Raw genomic sequence first — 17,683 nt, 5'->3', positions numbered from 1 at the left:
TGACTTTCTTTGTGAATGGTTTATGGAAATATTGATAAGGGTAATTTAAAAATCCGCACATATGTCGTCACATTACTCTGGGTGCCTGAAAGGGTGGAGAATGCGGACATATGGAGGCCTAACCCAAACTTTTAAGGTAAAGAAAATGGCAGATTACAACGTAAGCATGCGCGACCTTCTTCAAGCTGGCGCGCACTTTGGTCACCAAACTCGCTTCTGGAACCCAAAAATGCGTCAATACATTTTTGGTGCGCGTAACCGTATTCACATCATCAACCTTGAACATACTGTTCCTGCGTTAAATGATGCTTTGAATTTTGTTAACAATCTAGCAAGCAAAAAGAACAAAGTATTGTTCGTTGGTACAAAACGTGCTGCTTCTAACATCATTCGTGAACAAGCTCAACGCGCTGGTCAGCCTTATGTTGATCACCGTTGGTTGGGTGGTATGTTGACTAACTGGAAAACTCTTCGTCAGTCAATCAACCGTTTGAAAGATCTTCAAACTCAATCACAAGATGGTACTTTTGCTAAACTTACTAAACGTGAAGCATTAGAACGCGCTCGTGAAATGGAAAAACTTGAACGCTCTTTAGGCGGTGTTAAGAACATGGGTGGTTTACCTGACGCATTGTTCATCATCGACGTTGATCACGAAGCAATCGCGATTAAAGAAGCTAAAAACCTTGGTATTCCAGTAATCGGTATCGTTGATACAAACTCTAACCCAGATAACGTAGATTTCGTTATTCCTGGTAATGACGATGCGATCCGTGCTGTTACACTTTATGCTTCTGCAATGGCTGATGCAATTCTTGCTGGTAAAGAATACGCTCAAACTCAAGCGAATGCTCAAGCTAAAGGCGAAGAAGCTGCGAAAGAAGCTCCTGAGGCTTAATGCGTTTTGACGCAAGCTTGTCATTTTTGTGATTTAAAATGATGACAAATTGAGCGTCGAGAAAGCAAAACGGCCCAGAGGAACCTTTGGGCCGTTTTTGTTGAACAGATTCATATTCTACCGTATTTAGGAGAACAACATGACTGCAGTTACTGCGAGCATGGTAAAAGAATTACGTGACCGTACTGGTCTTGCAATGATGGAATGCAAAAAAGCATTAACAGAAGCAGACGGTGACATCGAATTAGCGATTGATAATCTTCGTAAATCAGGTCAAGCAAAAGCAGCTAAAAAAGCTGGTAACATTGCTGCTGATGGCGCGATCACAATTGCTCAAGAAGGTAATAAAGCAATTCTTTTAGAAGTAAACTGTCAAACTGACTTCGTTGCTAAAGACGAAAACTTTGCTGGTTTCTCTGCGAAAGTTGCTGCTGCTGCACTTGCTGCTGGTGTAACTGATGCTGCTCAAATTGCTGAATTGAAACTTGAAGATGGTTCAACTGTTGAAGAAGCTCGTATTGCGCTTGTTCAAAAAATCGGTGAAAACATTCAAGTTCGTCGTGCTGCAATTGTTGAAGGTGAAAACCTTGCAGTTTACAAACACGGTTTAAAAATCGGTGTTGTTGTTTCTTACACAGGTTCTGCTGAAACTGGTAAAGGTATTGCAATGCACGTTGCTGCGTTCAACCCAGTTGCTGTAACTGCTGAAGATGTTTCTGCTGATCTTATCGCGAAAGAGAAAGAAATTGCAGAAGCTAAAGCGATTGAATCTGGTAAGCCAGCGAACATCGTTGAAAAAATGGTGACTGGTTCAGTTGAAAAATACTTGAACGAAGTTGTTCTTGAGCGTCAACAATACGTAATCGACAACGACAAAAAAGTTGCTGAAGTATTGAAAGCGACTGCAACAACTGTAGCTCAATTCGTTCGCTTCGAAGTGGGTGAAGGTATTGAGAAGAAAGCTGAAATGAGCTTTGCAGAAGAAGTTGCTGCTGCTCAAGCGGCTGCTAAATAATTTTTACTCACTGAGTATAATTATTGAAAACCCCTCTTTTGAGGGGTTTTTTTTATCTGTAATTTAATTGAAGTAGATTCAGAAGAATTAATTCATACATATCTAAAAGATTATTCTTTTATAATTCCACCATGAACATTGATTAGACTCAAACTTTATGGCAAATAAAACACAACTTGGTATTGCTGCTGTAATTGCAGTGATCGTCGCAGCTTATCTGGGTGTTGATCTCAATCAACAAAAAAATCAAACAACTGAACCCTCTAAAGTTGAATCGATCGATCAGCAAAACAATCATTCACAAGACAATACACAGCATGTGGATGAGCAGGGTAAAGATAACCAATTTAAAGATAAGCCGTCTGCCAATAGTCAAAATCAAAATGGTCTTGAGGTTATTCGAAAAGCCTATGATGCAAAACTCAGTAATGTTCAAGTACAATCCATCGGTCGAGTAAAAGCCGTGTTGCGTGATGATAATGAAGGTTCACGCCATCAAAAATTTATTCTTGCACTGGATAATGGCTTAACTGTATTGGTTGCACATAATATTGATTTAGCACCCCGTATCGATAATTTACGCAAAGGCGATACTGTCGAATTTTTTGGCGAATATGAATATAGCAATCAAGGTGGCGTAATGCACTGGACACACCATGATCCAAAGCGTCGTCATCAAGATGGTTGGCTAAAACATAATGGAAAAACCTATCAGTAATCTATTGGTTATTTTCTTATGTGCACAAAAGATCTTTGTATTTTCCATGTCTAATCGTATAGATAGCAATTTTGTTCTATACGCTTTTTATAAACATGCTATTTTTAAATTATTATCAAAAGTCTGAATAGAAAAAATGCAGGAGTGGGCAAGCTACTTTCACCTAAAAGAATTGGGTGGATTAGAGTTGTTAAAAGCACAGTATCACCATAAGCAATTTTCAAAGCATGTGCATGAAGGTTATTGTATTGGTGTGATTGAAGATGGTGCACAGAGTTTTTATCGGACTGGGCAGTTACATACAGCACCGAAGGGTGACATTATTTTAGTCAATGCTGATGAAATTCATACAGGTTCATCTGCTGTCGAGTCAGGCTGGAAATATCGTGCAATTTATCCAACGCCAGAAATGTTATTAGATGCAGGGCAAGATTTTTTTAGTGTTAAAAATAGCGTACCGTGGTTCCCACAAGCTGTTGTGCAAGATGTTGGATTGGCACAACAACTCTGTTTACTTTTTGATTTATTAGAACAAAAAGAAAATACTTTACTGAAAGAGAGTATGTATTTATCCACTTTAGCCCGCTTAATCAGTCGCTATGGTCGTGCCAAATTAACACCTGCTGAATTACCAGAAGCACAACGGAAAGTTGAAATAGTTAAAGATTTATTAAGCAGTTTTCCTGAGCATGATTATTCGCTCACTGATTTGGCGACCTATGTAGGATTAAGCCCTTGGCATTTTTTACGTGAATTTAAAAAATATACGGGCTTACCACCGCATAGCTGGTTGGTTCAGGTCCGTTTACAGAAAGCGCGCCAATTATTAAAACAAGGTCAGAGTATTGCAATGACTGCCCAAAATAGTGGTTTTTCAGATCAAAGTCATTTTAATCGACATTTTAAAAAAGCAGTTGGGGTTACGCCTTCTCAATATTTAAGTACATTAAATATTTAATAAATGTATTTGGGAATAGCCATTTAAACGTTCCACAGTCCCTCACCAAATAGCAATTTTATCCAAGCGATCACTGATCATTTATAAGATACTGCTTAAATTCTTAGATTTGGATTTTGCAAATGAGTGATCAATTTGAATCTTATACTGCCGAGATTGAGCCGAAGTCTAAGCAAAATAAAAAGGCTTTTTTCCAAGGTGTGGTCGATATTTTACCTTTATCTATTGCCGTACTGCCTTGGGGTATTCTGGCTGGCTCAATGGCAATCAATGCTGGATTAAGCTTTGCACAAGCATTCTCAATGTCCGCTGTTGTATTTGCAGGTGCAGCGCAGTTAGTGAGTTTAGGTTTAGTCATGTCACAGGCATCTGCCTTGACGATTATGATTACCGTGTTTTTCTTAACCAGTCAGCATTTAATTTATGCGCTTAATTTTCGTCAAGATGTCAGTCGTTTTCCGTTTAAGCAACGCATATTAATTGGCTTCTTGCTGACAGATGAACTGTTTGCTGTCGGCATTGGCAAAGATAAACAACGCAGCTTTGCTTATTTGTTTGGTGCTGGGCTGTGTTTTTATTTGGCTTGGTGCCTATTTAGTGTGTTGGGCATTGTACTGGCTAAATCAATTCCAAATTTAGAAAGCTTACATTTAGATTTTTCAATTGTTGCGGTATTTATTTTGATTATTGTGCCTATGGTGAAAAATAGCGCAACTTTGGTAGGTGTTATGTGTACCTTGCTATCTGCCTGTATTTTTAAATATTTTCAATTTGAAGGGGGCATTGTGCTATCAGGGATTTTGGGGATGTTTAGTGCGATGTGTATGGCAAAGATCGTCGGAGTAAAAAATATAGGCGTAGCAAAATGACATGGACTTTATTGTTAACGTTGGCAGCCATTGTATTGATTAACCGCTACTTTTTCTTGGAACCTAAAATTGCTCTGAAATTACCTCGTGTGATTGGAAATATGTTGCAGTATTCAGCGCCATGTCTGCTGACTGCAATTTGTGCACCAATTGTATTTTTTAATGGAGATCAATTCCGTGCATTGCCTTTGGATGCCTATTTTTTAACAGCAATGATCTGTGTTGTTTTAGCGCTTATTTCTAAGAAAATTCTAGTCAATTTAGCTTTAAGTTTATTGTGCTTTTACGGCTTATTTTATCTGTTAAATTGAAAAAAATGGAGGGAAAAGCCGAGTTGGATTTTCCCTCTGGTTTATTTGCGCTAAAAAGCCAGTTTCTGGCGTGTTTTCCATTTGGTTATACTTTACCAAGATAGGCATCCATACACCATACAGGGCCAATGAGGAGGAATTGAAGGTCTTTAAAGAAAGAAGGCTTTTTACCTTCGACTTTGTGACCATAAAATTGACCAATCCAAGCCAAAATAAACACCCCAATATAGAAACCAACACCAACAGGAAGTAAGTAAATGATCCATGCCATGACTGCAATTAATGCGGTCATTGCTACAGCAAGAACAATATCCAAACGGGCATAGAAAACGAGGGTTAGAACCAGAAGTAGTGCGGTAAGCAAGGCACTAAAATGTGCAAGAATTCCAATGATGGCAAATAAAATCGCGGGGACACAAGCCCAATGGATGGCTTTATTGGTTTTGTTTTGATGACTTTCGCTATATTCATCGAACCATTCGGTGATTGTTTTCATTTGGCGCTCCATGCATGTGGTTGGCTATATTTATTTTGCTGAAAACAATATAAATCAGAATAATGTTTTGGTCAAAATAGCGGCTTTAAATAAAACCAAGTGCTGGTTAGGGGTATTTCAATGTGTGGCCTGATAGAAGTTTAAAATATCTCGTGCCCATGTTTGATGTTCTGGTTTAAGTGTGACTTTGATTTCCTGAAAATTGGTGACATCGTTGCCATCACTTTCATCGGCATAATAGGCGATCCCATGTGTTTTGTTGGGATAGTTGGGAATTTGATAGCTAAAATAGACTTTATTTTTATTGGCTTTGACGATGTTTAACAGGTGATTTTTATCTTCAATGGCACCAAATTCATTGTCTAAACTGAGCTTTTTGACATTGGGGAAATACAAACTTGCGCTATGCATGGCACAGCCAGCACACGCGGATGAATTATAAATGGTGATGACTTCATCTTTTTTTTGGCTTGCCAGCACAGCATACGCAACGCCAGAAGGTCCCATATCCGTGCTGATCACTTGCCATGATAAGGGGATAAGTACAGGACCAATACCCGGCAGTAAGATGATTTTAAAGTTTTTTGCTTGAGTCGTAGATAATGTATAACTGAACTGACATTTCACTTGTTGGGTATTGCTGATCTTACAGACGGCATCATCTTTGTAGAATCCTGTATCGTTAAAAGGATTAGGAATTGCTGCAATATAGGTATCCACGGTTACATTATTGCTGAGTGTGGCTGCGGGAAGTTGTTCAAGTTGGTGTTGTGGGTAAGGTGCTTGGTTGGTTTTTAGATCAGGAAAAGTGGCTTTGAAAATAGCGATATCTCCATAAGCAAAACCACTTAGGCCCAATAGTATGATTAAAAATTTCGAATTAAGCATGTCCTATCCCGACTAGTCCTTACTGATCCTTATTGGGGACTTTGATAAATCAATTGACCTTCTTTATAGGTTGCCAATATTTTGATGTCTTTAATCTTTTGAGTGGGCACTTTTAATGGGTCTTGATCTATCACCACAAGATCCGCCAATTTGCCTTTTTCTAAGGTACCTTTGTCTTTTTCTTCAAAGTATTGGTATGCAGCCCAATCTGTGACTGATTTTAATGCAATATAAGGACTGACTTTTTGATCCTCACCTAATACATCTCCAGAACGAGTGGTACGATTGACGGTTGCATCAATCACCATCATATTTTTAGGAGGGATGACTGGAGCATCATGGTGCTCAGTAAAAATCATATTTTTTCTTAATGCAGAACCTGTAGGGGAAATTCGGTTGGCACGTTCTGCACCGAGTGTTTCGTGTTTATGCCAATCGCCCCAGTAGTAAGTATGTAATGAGAAGAACGAAGGAATAAGCCCTAATTTCTTGGCTTGATCTAATTGATCCTCACGCATGGTTTGTGCATGAATAATTACATTGCGGCGATCTGCTTGGCCATATTGTGCGTTGGCTGTTTCAATAGTTGCGAGATATTGGTCAATTGCAGCATCACCATTGGCATGTGCAAGAATTTGCCAATGGTTCTTATAAGCCAGATTAATTGCATCTTGAACCATTTTTGTATCTGGATAGGCTGGATAACCGCGATAGTCTTTAGGTTTTCCCTCTGGTGGGATGAAGTAAGGCTGCGTTAGCCATGCAGTTTTGCCTTGTGGGGACCCATCTAGACTGATTTTAACGCCACCAATTCTAAAATGATTTTGATAATTGAGACTACTGCCATTTTTCAGCATGTATTCTTTTTCATTGATGATATCTGGATAAACCACGACATCAATATTCAATTGATTGATGGTCGCAAAACTTCGCCATAATTCAGCGGTACCATGATCAGCACGACCTTCTTGTACAGTGGTATAGCCATTTTTGATATAGGTATTCAGTGCTGTTTTTGCCATATTTTGCATGATTTCAGGTGGAACTTTACTAAATGCAGTTGCCATTGCTGAAAAAACAGCAGCTTCTTCAAGTACACCATTGGGTTCTTGAGAATTTGCTTTACGACGAATAATCCCGCCAGTTGGATTTGGGGTATTTTTATTGATGTTTAAAAGTTCAAGAGCCTTATGATTGACAGAGGCTAAGTGTCCAGACTGATGTAAAACAATAATCGGGTGATTGGTGGAAACCAAATCTAAATCATCTGCTGTAGGATGCCGTTTTTCTTTAATTTGGGCATCATCATAACCATTTCCAATAATCCAACCTGAGGTTGCTTTGATAAAGTCAGGATTGTTTTGTTGCCATAATGAAAGTTCATGAATCAATGATGCAATATCTGAAACGTTACCATCGGGCGTAGGGTAGAGATTTGCCACAGTTTGCTGTAGACCAACACTATTTAAATGGCTATGTACATCAATAAAACCAGGCAGCAGGGTATGACTGTTTAAGTTAACCTCTTGGGTATTTTTTTGTTTTAACTTTTGCGCTTGTTTTAAATCACCTGCAAAGACAATTCTTCCATCCTTGACCAGCAACGCTTCGACATAATGGGGTGACATGCCTTGCATAGTTAAAATTGAGCCACCGTAAAATAGCGTGTTTGTTTGCGTCAATGTTGCAAGATCAGCGGTTGTATTCGTGTTTGTTGGAGATACTGTGGTACATGCGCTAAGCGAGCCAAGGCCAATTACGCAGATGATGGGTGCAATTGCACGGACAAGTTTTGATGGGCTACTGATTTGAAACATGAATAATCCCCAAATTTGTTTTATTAAATATTGTTTATTTTATTCAAACTAGCAAAGATTTTGATCTGCGTATAGGTTTGATATGTGTTTAAAAAATGATAAGTGTTTTGTATTTGAGCAATGATCTTGATTTATCCTAAACGATTTTTTATTTATATACAGCCTAAATAAATCTTTTTCTAAAATAAATCACAGATAACAGCGCCAGTGCTAAACCAATAAATGAGGGACCATAACCGATAGGAGCAGCAAGTAAGCCAACAATTACAGCTCCTGCTACAGCCCCGCCATAATTAAAAATATTCACCCGGGCGATAATTTCATCGCGTCGATTTTCATCTAAACGACCTGCTGCTGAAAATGTCAGCGGGACTAATGCGCCTACCGCAACACCAGCCAGTGCAAAACCAGCAATGACAATCGCCAATGAATGCCCAAAGCCAGCTATGGCACAGCCTGTTGCACCAATCAGCGTTGTGATCAAGGCAACCCATGCAGCGCTTTTAAATTTTAAAAGATAATCCAGACTTAAACGGGTGAGTAAAATACCCATTTGGTATGCGGCATAACCCAATGGGGCGACTGTGGCTGAGCTTGCTAAAATATCTTTAAGATAAATTGAACTCCACGTGCTGATTGCTGAGTCGACAGTAAAGGCGATGAGAATGATCACACCAAAAATAAGCAATTGTTTATGCGGAATTGGTGATCGTTGTTGAGGATGTAGGGCAGCATTTTCTTTTTGTTGAAATAACCAACGTTTTGACACTTGCGATGTAATCAAACACATCGTGACAGCAATGCACAATGCCGCTGTTGCCCCAAGTGTGGTTGAGACCGTTGCGGACATGATTAACGCGCCAAGGAAAGCAGCAGCGGTATAACAGGCAAAGAAACCGCCCAAGGCGCTTTTTCCAAGTTTTTGCTCCATCATGACAGCTTGCATATTCAATGCCGCATCTAAACATCCGAGTCCAAGCCCATAAAGTAAAAAACTAGCGACCATGATCATGACACTGGGACTAAATGCTGCAATTGCAATACCGATGGCTTCAAATAGCAAGCCGATAACAATAGCCAGCCTTGAACCTAGTTTCACAGCGAGTCGATCTGCCAAAATAGAACCCAGTGCTGCGGCAATACAGACGCCAAGGATAATAATCGACAGTTGATCATCTGAAAGCCAGAATCGGCTTTTGATTGTGGGAAGCGCGGTCATGACGCTGGCATAACCCAAGCCTTGCGTGGCAAAACCAAGTGCGATTACTTTTTGGGTTTTGCTGAGGGATGTATGCGCGAAGTTTGGCGTTTTGCTGTTCACGTCCATGCATGGCTCACTTTTTTTACTTTTAGAATTTAAACTTCGGTTTTCGTTTTCTGTTTAGTGATACATCCTGTATCGACTCGCATTTTATTTTATCTGGAATGCATTGAAAGAAAAGGGGTATAACTGGAAAGTTAAGGGGGCAATTCGGACATCTGTATTTTTATTTTTATAATAAAAAAGCCACTGGAAAGTGGCTTTTGTTAAATGCATGCAGTGATTTACGAGTTTGGACCATCTACGCGTTCAATATTAACGCGTGCTGTTCCTGAATTTGTAATACCTAAACGCTTAGCAGCGCCGTAAGAGAGGTCAAGTACACGGTTACCATGGAAAGGACCACGATCGTTGACTTTAACTACTACGCTTTTACCATTGTCTTTATTGGTTACACGAATAAAGCAGTTTAATGGCAAGCTACGGTGTGCAGCAGTCAAATCATTCATATCGAATGTATCACCGCTTGCGGTTTTACGGCCGTGGAACTGACGACCGTACCAAGATGCAACACCAGTTTGGCTAAATTTGCGAACTGTGTTTGAAGCAACTTCATTAAGTTTATCAATTACTGAAGGCTCATCTTCAGGAACTTGAATCTTTGCTGCAATAGTTTGACGACGGACTTGATCGCCAGAACGTTCAGTAATTGACAAACTGTTTAGGTTTGAAAAATGAGAGTTGAAATTTGTTGAATCTTTGCTAATCACACGAGAAGCTAGACTCGAACTATCCGAATCATTGTTTAAGTATGATGACTGAACCATTTCTGAGTTGACCTGCGTCATACTCAGACCCATGGTCAGGGCCATCATATATTTTAGTGAAGCATGCATCGTTTAACTCCTTGGAACCCCAATTTTAACTTTCTAAGTCGCTGAAAATTAACCATAGAGGTCTGTAAATTCACTTGTGCAACTGCATTTAACGGAAAGGATAATATTCAAGCTGGAATAAATGTGTCTAGCATTATTTAAGAAACAGTTACAAAAAGGACAAATTCTTACAGGTTTTGATTAAAAAATAACCAATATTGTAACAAGGTATGAAAAAAGTATTAAATGTGATCAAATTAACATAAAAAAATCTTGACTTATTTATTGTTTAGGAAATTGCAAGTCTTAACGACTTACAATTTCGGTGCCTAAAAGCCATAAAGCGGTGGCATACATACGGCTTCTATTATATGTCGTAATCACTTGAAAATTAGGATAAGTAATATAATAAATAGGGCCATTGCTGTCCTGTAATTGAATCACATTGACCAAATCTAAGTCATCAATTTTGACGATTGGATTTAATGGAGAAATCCCTAAATTTTTAAGTGATCCATAGGGAACAGGCTGAGTTAAATCTTTTGCAATAACCGCTTCAGGATTGTTCCCTGTATAACGCGCTAAAAATGCAATAGGGCGATCACGCTGCCAGCCATGTTGAGCCAGATAGTTGGCAATTGAACCAATCGCATCGACCGCAGAGTTACGTAAGTCAACATGACCATTTCCGTCGTAATCCACGCCAAATTTAGACACATTACTTGGCATAAATTGCGGATAACCTACTGCACCTGCATAAGAGCCAACAATCGAATTGGTTGGAACGCCATCTTTATATGACCATGCAATTAAAGCACCCAACTCATCTTGGAAATATTGCGCACGGCGAGGATAACCAAAACCGAGGGTTGCAAGTGCATCACGGGTGATAAAGGAGCCCTTATTTGAGCCATAACCTGTTTCGACCCCTAGAATGCCTAGGATGATTGCTTGAGGCACCCCAAACTGCTGTTCTGCGCGATTTAGCGTATCTGCATATTGTTGTTTAAAACGCACACCACGTTGGATGGTGCCTTCAGCTAAAAAATTAGTTTTGTATTGATACCAAGGCTTACTTTCACCTGGTCGTTCCATAATGCTGATGATATTGGGTAAATTGCGTGAGCCGTTCATTGCCCAATCAATTTGTTCGCTACTTAAACCATAGGTTTGCATGGTTTTGGCTTTAAAATTATTGTATTCAGGGTTGCTGGCAAAATCATTGGCTTGGCAGAAACTGGTCAGTGAAAATGCAGCTGCACAAAAAGTGATGTTTTTAACCTTCTGTAAAAGCCCAAAAGTAAACATAGGTTATATTTCCTAATTATTTATGATAAAAAAATTAACGATGTGTATGTATAGACATCACAATGCCAAAAGTGGCCATTAAAGTAATAATTGCAGTACCACCATAACTCATAAAAGGTAATGGCACACCGACTACAGGTAAAATACCACTGACCATGCCCGCATTTACAAATACATAAACAAAAAATGACAAAGCAAAAGTACCAGCAACCAAGCGCCCAAAATTATGGAAGCATTGTAGACTCATTTGAAAGGTTCTAAAGATAATACAAAAGTAAATGATGATCAGAAGTAGGATACCAATCAGACCGAATTCTTCAGAAAATGCGGCAATAATAAAGTCAGTATGACCTTCAGGTAAAAAATGTAAGTGCGATTGAGTACCTTCTAAATAACCTTTACCCATAAAGCCACCCGAACCAATCGCTGTTTTAGACTGAATGATGTTCCAGCCTGTGCCTAAGGCATCGGCTTCTGGATTAAATAAAGTTAAAACACGTTGTCGTTGATAGTCATGTAGTAGAAATTCCCAAGCGACTGGAATCACTACAGCAACAGCACTCACTGCACCTAAAATCATTTTCCAAGAAAGACCACTCAGAAATAGCACAAAAATCCCACTGGCTAAGATGAGCAGTGATGTACCTAAATCGGGTTGTTCTGCAATCAGGATAAAAGGAATGCCAATCATGATCAGTGATAAAAACACATTTTTAAAACTAGGCGGTAGAGGATTACGAGATAAAAACCATGCAATCATCAATGGCATACCAATTTTTAAAAACTCACTGGGTTGCACGCTGCCAAAACCCGGAATCCCAATCCAGCGTTGAGCACCCATGCGAACCTCACCAAACACTTTAACTGCGACTAAGCAGACCAGTCCAAACAGATAAAAGTAAGGTGCAAAAGCTTGATAAACTTTAGGGGGAATTTGGGCTAAACCACACATGACGAGAAAACCGATACCAAAGCTCATGGCTTGTTTGGAAACCAGCCCCATATCTTGTGCAGACGCACTATAAAGGACGGTTAAACCGAGCATCGCGTTTAAAATTAGGAATAAGCTCAACCAAGGGTCAATATGGAGCTTTTGCCAGCGTGAGGGGATCATGGCAGTACTCAGACCATCACGAGGAGATTGACGTAAAAATTTATATTGAGAGCTTGGTGCCATTGGTCTATTTTGTGCGGGAAATGTGTTTTGCGCATGCTATCACAATCCCCCCCGAAGGCAATGAATATCAATACTTTGCAACAAAATTATGAGCTGAATTTTGTGATTATTTTGAGGATGAAATATTTAAATTAGAAAATAGTGGGTTAAATAGATTGAATTAAATGGTTTTGAATTTGAAAAGGTCTTAGATGGATCTAGGGATAGTATTTTATATTGATTTTAAGTTTATGAATTTAATGGTTAATTACTACAGCTAAAAAGTATAACTCGATAAATGTAAAAAAATGCCCTTACCAAGAAGGGCATTTTTTATATTTAAAAATCCAATTGAATTTTAACGATCAATTAAAAAATAAAGTATCGTAATATTCTGCTACAGCTGTGATTTCATCTTTATTTAAATTTGGAATCAACTTATCAATTGCCATATGCACTGCTTTGCCTACAGCAGACGCACCAATATCCGCAGCTTTACGTTTGATCATACCCAAATCCAGCGTTTTATTAAAATCACGCATAAAATGGTTAATCGTCGCATCTGAGAATTGTTTGAATTGTTCAGACAATACAGCGCGATTTACATCCCCATTTGCTTGAACTTCAGCAAAACTATTTTTGAGATTTGTGACTAAACTTGCGTCTAAATTCACACCGACACGGAATTGGCCTTGTGGATCTTTAAATAGACTACGTTCTGAAAACTCTACAGACTGACGAACCACATCATTGTCTGCCTTACTTAACAATTGTTTAAGTAACACAGCAACAGTCGATTTGACATAGCCTGCTAATTTTTCAGCAGTATCTCGTTTGTCACTTGCAGGGAAGCGACGAACAAGTTCAATCAAAAGCGTATCAATAATTTCTTCATTAATGAGTAAGGCAGTTTGATCACGTAAAGGATAAAGTGGTTCGTTAGAGTTTTTTTTCTCAATACCGGTCTGAATGTTCTTTAATAGTTCTTCAGAAGGTACAAAACCAAAAAAAGGCATGTTTTCAACCTCAATGTTTATTGTCGCGCCAATCGAATTGGGCTTGGCATCCATGATTCATCAGATACACGACATGGGTTAATATCTAAACCACCACGACGTGTATATGTTGCATACACCATCAGCTTTTCAGGTTTTAAATTTTGCCAAATATCGGCAAAGATTTGTTCCACGCATTGTTCGTGAAAACCGTTATGCTGACGATACGAGATAATATAAGCTAAAATACTACGATAACAAGGTTTTTCGCCTTGGTATCGGATAAAAACAGTGCCCCAATCGGGTTGTCCAGTCACTGGGCAATTGCTTCTTAATAAGTGTGAATACAGTTGAATTTCAACGCTTTCTCCGTGTTGTGTATTTTCTTGATCAAAGGCCAAAAGGCTTGCATCTGGATGATTGACCAGCTGGTCAGGTTCTTGATCATCAATACAAATACCCGTTGGTTTGCTAATCTCTAAATCATCAACTTGAAATAAAGTTAGCGTCACTGGGGCTTGTGCAGCAGCAGATAAGTCTTTTTCAACGGTATTGATAAAAGCTTGATGGGAGTCAAACTGGGTAAAGTTCATACTATTAAAGTAGAGCTTTAACGACTTTGATTCAATCAAATTTGCTGATGTTGCTGGGAGTGCAATACGCCCAATGGCAACTTGCGGGATCCCTTTGCTATTCAGCCAAGAAATTTCGAATACATGCCACCAATCTTGACCTTTATATATACCCGATACATCCGCATATTGCTCACGCGCTTGTGCACGCGCGATCGGGAAAAGAACTTCGGGTTGATAGGTAGTTGGGTAATCGGTTTCTTTACCCAATAAAGATTTTTCAACAGACATTATTCACGCATTCCTGAACCACGAGAAAGTAAATAGTAAGCAATCGCATACAGTACGCCACAGAATAGAGTCACAATAAGTAAAGACAATGAAACATTGACATCACTATGACCTAAAATTCCGAAACGGAAAGCATTGACCATATATACAATCGGGTTAATTAAAGACAGATTTTGCCAAAATGGACTTAAAGCACTAATTGAGTAAAACACACCGCCTAAGTAGGTGAGGGGTGTTAATACAAAGGTTGGGATAATCGAAATATCATCAAACGATTTTGCATATACAGCATTGATAAAACCACCTAAAGAGAACAAGAGTGAGGTAATAATAACGGTATATATCGTGACGAAAATATTATGGATATAAAGGTCAGTAAAGAACAAACTCATTGCAGTGACAATTGCCCCAACAAGAACACCACGAGCAACACCACCAATCACATAACCACACAAGACCATATGTAATGGAACTGGGCTCATGATCAGTTCTTCGATGCTTTTTTGGAATTTAGCACTAAAGAAACTTGAAGATACATTGGCATAACTGTTTGTAATCACCGCCATCATGATGAGACCCGGCACGATGAATTGCATATAGCTAAATCCACCCATTTGCCCAATACGAGAACCGACCAAATTACCAAAAATCACAAAGTACAAGCTCATGGTGATCGCAGGCGGTAATAAGGTCTGCGGCCAAATGCGCATAAAACGGCGGATTTCTTTTTGAACTAATGTATAGAGTGCAATACGTAGTTGAGTAAAATTCATTCTGCAACTCCTTCAAGATTTTTCTCAACCAGTTTCACAAATAACTCTTCAAGACGATTTGATTTATTACGCATACTGCGAACACGAATACCTTGCGCTTCTAAAAGCTGGAATAAATCATTTAAAGAATGCGCTTTATCCATCGTGACTTCTAAGGTCATGGGGTCAATCAGATTAAATTTCACACCAATGATATCAATCATGATCGGTTCAATCGGATTTTCTAAATCGAAAATAAAAGATTCTTCACTCAATTGGTTTAAGAACGCTTTCATCGAGGTATCTTCTTTTATAACACCACGGTCAATAATCGCAATCTGACGACAAAGCATTTCTGCTTCTTCTAAATAATGCGTGGTTAAAATGATCGAAGTGCCTTTTTCATTCATTTCTGTAAGGAAATCCCACATTGAACGGCGTAACTCGATGTCTACACCTGCAGTGGGTTCATCTAAAATCAAAAGTTTAGGTTCATGCATCATGGCACGCGCAATCATTAAACGGCGCTTCATACCACCAGACAACATACGACCTTGAGTATTACGCTTATCCCATAAACCTAATTTTTCTAAATATTCTTCAGCACGTTGTTGTGCAATTTTAGGTGGAATGCCGTAATAACCTGCTTGAGTGACTAAGATGTCAAAGATCTTTTCAAATTGACCGAAGTTAAATTCTTGAGGAACAACACCTAGACATTGCTTTGCATGTGAAGGATGGGTATCTAAATCATGACCAAAAATTTCCACAGTACCCGAGGTTTTCCGCGCCAAGGAACTGATAATACTGATTGTTGTCGATTTACCAGCGCCATTTGGTCCTAAAAGTGCATAAAACTCTCCTTCTGGAACAGTCAAATTGATTCCTTTGAGTGCTTGGAATCCATTTCTATAGGTTTTAGATAAATCTCTTAACGTCAGAGCATCAGTCATGAAATTCTCACTTGGTTTATGGAGTGTGTATTGTGAGCGATCTTTTTAAATAAACCAAGTAAGTTAGGAGGAATTCTGCATTGCAAATATGCAACATTGCTTAAAGCATGAGCATCAATCAAAAGAGTTGTTTTATAAATGCTTTACCTCGCGGTTTTTTTTGTTATGATGTGCCTTCTCAATTTAAGCGCCCATAGCTTAACTGGATAGAGTGCAGGTTTCCGAAGCCTGTGGAGTGGGTTCGAGTCCCGCTGGGCGTACCAAATTTATTAATAAAATCAATAGTTTAGTGGTTATTTTGACGTAAAATCAGCACATAATCACTGAAATCTCGTGATACGATAAGAAAATAATTCAGGACTTTCTTGCTCATATAAAATTTCTTGCATAGCCAAGCGACTAATTAAAGGCGCGAGAGTGACTGCTGCATGCATTGAAATGAGATAAAGTCCAGAGTCATCATTCATCGTACCAACAATGGGCATATCATCGAATGGGATAGGGCGCATTCCTACAGCCACGTGATCAACAGTTATAGATGAGGCTAATGCTGGTGCTATCGTATTAAAATGTGCCTGAATAGTTTTTAAAGCATTCAGAGCGATCAGTTCTGGCGTATTGACCGCTGTGTCATCGATATAATCTTCTGCCGCTAAAAAATGTTCTGAATCAATCGAGCGAATCTCCATCTCTGGTGTCGAGATAATATGCTGTACGAATTGATCTGATTTTTCATGCTTAAAGCGAATAATAATAGCTGGCAAAGATGCTAAAGGTAATTCGATATTGATGGTTTGCAGCAAATCCTTATTGACCACTCCTGCTGTTAAAACAACTTTATCTGCAAAATAATCCTTATCTTGACTACGTACACCGATCGTTTGACCCGATTCATTTTGTAATATTTTAGAAACTTTAGTTTCTTGACAATAACTTACACCTTTTTTAATGGCATCCTGAAGCAGCGTTTGAATCACCCAGATAGGATCTATCGCACCTTCTTCGCCAGCAAATGCAACCACATTCGGCGCTTTATCAAGCAAAGGTTCTTTTTTTGCAAGATTCTCTTTTGTTAAAGATTCGACATTAAAAGACTGCTCACTGTGGGATTGGATAAATTGTAATGTCTCTGCATTCGTTTCCTGCCAACTAATGGCACCTCGCCAATGAATTTTCAATGCGCCACGCATCTCTGCATCTAATCTTCGCCATTCATTCAAGGATTTTGATCGTAGTTTTTGGTAGGCATCAGGACGCCCATATGAAACATTAAGCCATGCAAAAGAATGTTGAGAAACTCCGCTTCCTGCCTGCTTTTGATCCAATAATGTCACTTCTGCATCGGAATAAGTGGCGAAATACCATGCTAGGGTAACGCCAACAATACCAGCACCAACAATAACAATCTTTTTTTCTTTCATTTTGAGCTTCTGTGGCATTAATAAATCAAATTTCATATTATTTTGAATATGATAAAATGATTCTATCAAAGAATTTAAAATGGATAATTTTAATTATTGCTTTACAGGCTGCATTACAAGTATTTTTAT

The 17,683-nt window shown here is 38.8% G+C and carries 17 protein-coding genes, 1 tRNA gene and 1 pseudogene; 7 read left to right on the top strand and 12 right to left on the bottom strand.

The window, feature by feature from the left end; genetic code table 11:
* Positions 1 to 145: 145 nt before the first annotated feature.
* The 6 genes from rpsB to ACQ7EO_RS15185 all read left to right on the top strand — a co-directional run bounded on the left by rpsB (position 146) and on the right by ACQ7EO_RS15185 (position 4,769).
* Entirely contained in the window at positions 146 to 898 is a 753-nt protein-coding gene (rpsB, locus tag ACQ7EO_RS15210; RefSeq protein WP_004722027.1) for a 30S ribosomal protein S2, read from the top strand.
* Between the two features lie 139 nt (positions 899 to 1,037).
* Positions 1,038 to 1,913, top strand: coding sequence for a translation elongation factor Ts (tsf, locus tag ACQ7EO_RS15205; protein ID WP_004722025.1), 876 nt, complete (start codon positions 1,038 to 1,040; stop codon positions 1,911 to 1,913).
* Positions 1,914 to 2,070: 157 nt separating this feature from the next.
* On the top strand, positions 2,071 to 2,631 hold the full coding sequence (locus ACQ7EO_RS15200; protein ID WP_244015431.1) for a DUF3465 domain-containing protein: 561 nt from the start codon (positions 2,071 to 2,073) through the stop codon (positions 2,629 to 2,631).
* A gap of 136 nt (positions 2,632 to 2,767) precedes the next feature.
* Positions 2,768 to 3,589: an AraC family transcriptional regulator gene (locus tag ACQ7EO_RS15195; RefSeq protein ID WP_004722023.1), complete on the top strand. Its 822-nt coding sequence runs from the start codon at positions 2,768 to 2,770 to the stop codon at positions 3,587 to 3,589.
* 122 nt (positions 3,590 to 3,711) lie between these two features.
* Entirely contained in the window at positions 3,712 to 4,458 is a 747-nt protein-coding gene (locus ACQ7EO_RS15190; RefSeq protein ID WP_434277894.1) for an AzlC family ABC transporter permease, read from the top strand.
* Entirely contained in the window at positions 4,455 to 4,769 is a 315-nt protein-coding gene (locus tag ACQ7EO_RS15185) for an AzlD domain-containing protein (RefSeq protein ID WP_239046120.1), read from the top strand. The genes ACQ7EO_RS15190 and ACQ7EO_RS15185 overlap by 4 nt, the downstream gene beginning before the upstream one ends.
* Positions 4,770 to 4,819: 50 nt before the next feature.
* Here the strand turns inward: ACQ7EO_RS15185 and ACQ7EO_RS15180 are convergent.
* The 11 genes and pseudogenes from ACQ7EO_RS15180 to ACQ7EO_RS15130 all read right to left on the bottom strand — a co-directional run bounded on the left by ACQ7EO_RS15180 (position 4,820) and on the right by ACQ7EO_RS15130 (position 16,133).
* Positions 4,820 to 5,265: pseudogene (locus ACQ7EO_RS15180) on the bottom strand (DUF962 domain-containing protein).
* A gap of 117 nt (positions 5,266 to 5,382) precedes the next feature.
* A complete protein-coding gene (locus ACQ7EO_RS15175) occupies positions 5,383 to 6,153 on the bottom strand; it encodes a DUF4850 domain-containing protein (protein WP_434277892.1) in 771 nt (256 codons plus the stop codon).
* Positions 6,154 to 6,182: 29 nt separating this feature from the next.
* Entirely contained in the window at positions 6,183 to 7,970 is a 1,788-nt protein-coding gene (locus ACQ7EO_RS15170) for an amidohydrolase (RefSeq protein ID WP_434277891.1), read from the bottom strand.
* Between the two features lie 163 nt (positions 7,971 to 8,133).
* Positions 8,134 to 9,297, bottom strand: a complete 1,164-nt coding sequence (locus ACQ7EO_RS15165; protein ID WP_434277890.1) for an MFS transporter — start codon at positions 9,295 to 9,297, stop codon at positions 8,134 to 8,136.
* A gap of 218 nt (positions 9,298 to 9,515) precedes the next feature.
* Positions 9,516 to 10,127 carry a septal ring lytic transglycosylase RlpA family protein gene (locus ACQ7EO_RS15160; RefSeq protein WP_004722011.1) on the bottom strand — a complete coding sequence of 204 codons (612 nt, stop codon included), beginning with the start codon at positions 10,125 to 10,127 and terminating at the stop codon, positions 9,516 to 9,518.
* A 285-nt stretch (positions 10,128 to 10,412) separates the two neighbouring features.
* Positions 10,413 to 11,414 carry a lytic murein transglycosylase B gene (mltB, locus tag ACQ7EO_RS15155; protein WP_004820018.1) on the bottom strand — a complete coding sequence of 334 codons (1,002 nt, stop codon included), beginning with the start codon at positions 11,412 to 11,414 and terminating at the stop codon, positions 10,413 to 10,415.
* Positions 11,415 to 11,448: 34 nt separating this feature from the next.
* Positions 11,449 to 12,591, bottom strand: coding sequence for a rod shape-determining protein RodA (gene rodA, locus ACQ7EO_RS15150; protein WP_004722007.1), 1,143 nt, complete (start codon positions 12,589 to 12,591; stop codon positions 11,449 to 11,451).
* A gap of 344 nt (positions 12,592 to 12,935) precedes the next feature.
* Positions 12,936 to 13,586, bottom strand: coding sequence for a hypothetical protein (locus ACQ7EO_RS15145; RefSeq protein WP_004820022.1), 651 nt, complete (start codon positions 13,584 to 13,586; stop codon positions 12,936 to 12,938).
* A gap of 17 nt (positions 13,587 to 13,603) precedes the next feature.
* Positions 13,604 to 14,428 (bottom strand): NADPH-dependent 7-cyano-7-deazaguanine reductase QueF, encoded by an 825-nt coding sequence (queF, locus tag ACQ7EO_RS15140; RefSeq protein WP_434277889.1) that lies wholly within the window; start codon positions 14,426 to 14,428, stop codon positions 13,604 to 13,606.
* A complete protein-coding gene (locus tag ACQ7EO_RS15135) occupies positions 14,428 to 15,201 on the bottom strand; it encodes an ABC transporter permease (RefSeq protein ID WP_004820027.1) in 774 nt (257 codons plus the stop codon). The genes queF and ACQ7EO_RS15135 overlap by 1 nt, the downstream gene beginning before the upstream one ends.
* Positions 15,198 to 16,133 (bottom strand): ABC transporter ATP-binding protein, encoded by a 936-nt coding sequence (locus tag ACQ7EO_RS15130; protein WP_004722000.1) that lies wholly within the window; start codon positions 16,131 to 16,133, stop codon positions 15,198 to 15,200. The genes ACQ7EO_RS15135 and ACQ7EO_RS15130 overlap by 4 nt, the downstream gene beginning before the upstream one ends.
* Positions 16,134 to 16,320: 187 nt before the next feature.
* Here ACQ7EO_RS15130 and ACQ7EO_RS15125 point away from each other — a divergent pair.
* A tRNA-Arg gene (locus tag ACQ7EO_RS15125) sits at positions 16,321 to 16,396 on the top strand.
* Between the two features lie 57 nt (positions 16,397 to 16,453).
* On the opposite strand, the gene ACQ7EO_RS15120 is transcribed toward ACQ7EO_RS15125, so the two are convergent.
* Positions 16,454 to 17,590: an NAD(P)/FAD-dependent oxidoreductase gene (locus ACQ7EO_RS15120; RefSeq protein ID WP_434277887.1), complete on the bottom strand. Its 1,137-nt coding sequence runs from the start codon at positions 17,588 to 17,590 to the stop codon at positions 16,454 to 16,456.
* Positions 17,591 to 17,683: the final 93 nt, after the last annotated feature.

The sequence above is a fragment of the Acinetobacter sp. CE-15 genome (assembly GCF_051059255.1).
In the GTDB taxonomy this organism is placed as follows: domain Bacteria; phylum Pseudomonadota; class Gammaproteobacteria; order Pseudomonadales; family Moraxellaceae; genus Acinetobacter; species Acinetobacter guillouiae.
The sequence above is the reverse complement of the archived record's forward strand: the minus strand, read 5'-3'. Positions and strand labels throughout refer to the sequence as shown.

Excerpts from the sequence above, each read along its gene's own strand:
- ACQ7EO_RS15200 (WP_244015431.1), top strand. The coding sequence starts at position 2,071 with ATGGCAAATAAAACACAACTTGGTATTGCTGCTGTAATTGCAGTGATC.
- ACQ7EO_RS15145 (WP_004820022.1), bottom strand. The coding sequence starts at position 13,586 with ATGCCTTTTTTTGGTTTTGTACCTTCTGAAGAACTATTAAAGAACATT.
- ACQ7EO_RS15170 (WP_434277891.1), bottom strand. The coding sequence starts at position 7,970 with ATGTTTCAAATCAGTAGCCCATCAAAACTTGTCCGTGCAATTGCACCC.
- ACQ7EO_RS15165 (WP_434277890.1), bottom strand. The coding sequence starts at position 9,297 with ATGGACGTGAACAGCAAAACGCCAAACTTCGCGCATACATCCCTCAGC.
- ACQ7EO_RS15120 (WP_434277887.1), bottom strand. The coding sequence starts at position 17,590 with ATGAAATTTGATTTATTAATGCCACAGAAGCTCAAAATGAAAGAAAAA.
- ACQ7EO_RS15135 (WP_004820027.1), bottom strand. The coding sequence starts at position 15,201 with ATGAATTTTACTCAACTACGTATTGCACTCTATACATTAGTTCAAAAA.
- ACQ7EO_RS15185 (WP_239046120.1), top strand. The coding sequence starts at position 4,455 with ATGACATGGACTTTATTGTTAACGTTGGCAGCCATTGTATTGATTAAC.
- ACQ7EO_RS15160 (WP_004722011.1), bottom strand. The coding sequence starts at position 10,127 with ATGCATGCTTCACTAAAATATATGATGGCCCTGACCATGGGTCTGAGT.
- ACQ7EO_RS15195 (WP_004722023.1), top strand. The coding sequence starts at position 2,768 with ATGCAGGAGTGGGCAAGCTACTTTCACCTAAAAGAATTGGGTGGATTA.
- rpsB (WP_004722027.1), top strand. The coding sequence starts at position 146 with ATGGCAGATTACAACGTAAGCATGCGCGACCTTCTTCAAGCTGGCGCG.
- ACQ7EO_RS15190 (WP_434277894.1), top strand. The coding sequence starts at position 3,712 with ATGAGTGATCAATTTGAATCTTATACTGCCGAGATTGAGCCGAAGTCT.
- ACQ7EO_RS15175 (WP_434277892.1), bottom strand. The coding sequence starts at position 6,153 with ATGCTTAATTCGAAATTTTTAATCATACTATTGGGCCTAAGTGGTTTT.
- ACQ7EO_RS15130 (WP_004722000.1), bottom strand. The coding sequence starts at position 16,133 with ATGACTGATGCTCTGACGTTAAGAGATTTATCTAAAACCTATAGAAAT.
- tsf (WP_004722025.1), top strand. The coding sequence starts at position 1,038 with ATGACTGCAGTTACTGCGAGCATGGTAAAAGAATTACGTGACCGTACT.
- queF (WP_434277889.1), bottom strand. The coding sequence starts at position 14,428 with ATGTCTGTTGAAAAATCTTTATTGGGTAAAGAAACCGATTACCCAACT.
- rodA (WP_004722007.1), bottom strand. The coding sequence starts at position 12,591 with ATGGCACCAAGCTCTCAATATAAATTTTTACGTCAATCTCCTCGTGAT.
- mltB (WP_004820018.1), bottom strand. The coding sequence starts at position 11,414 with ATGTTTACTTTTGGGCTTTTACAGAAGGTTAAAAACATCACTTTTTGT.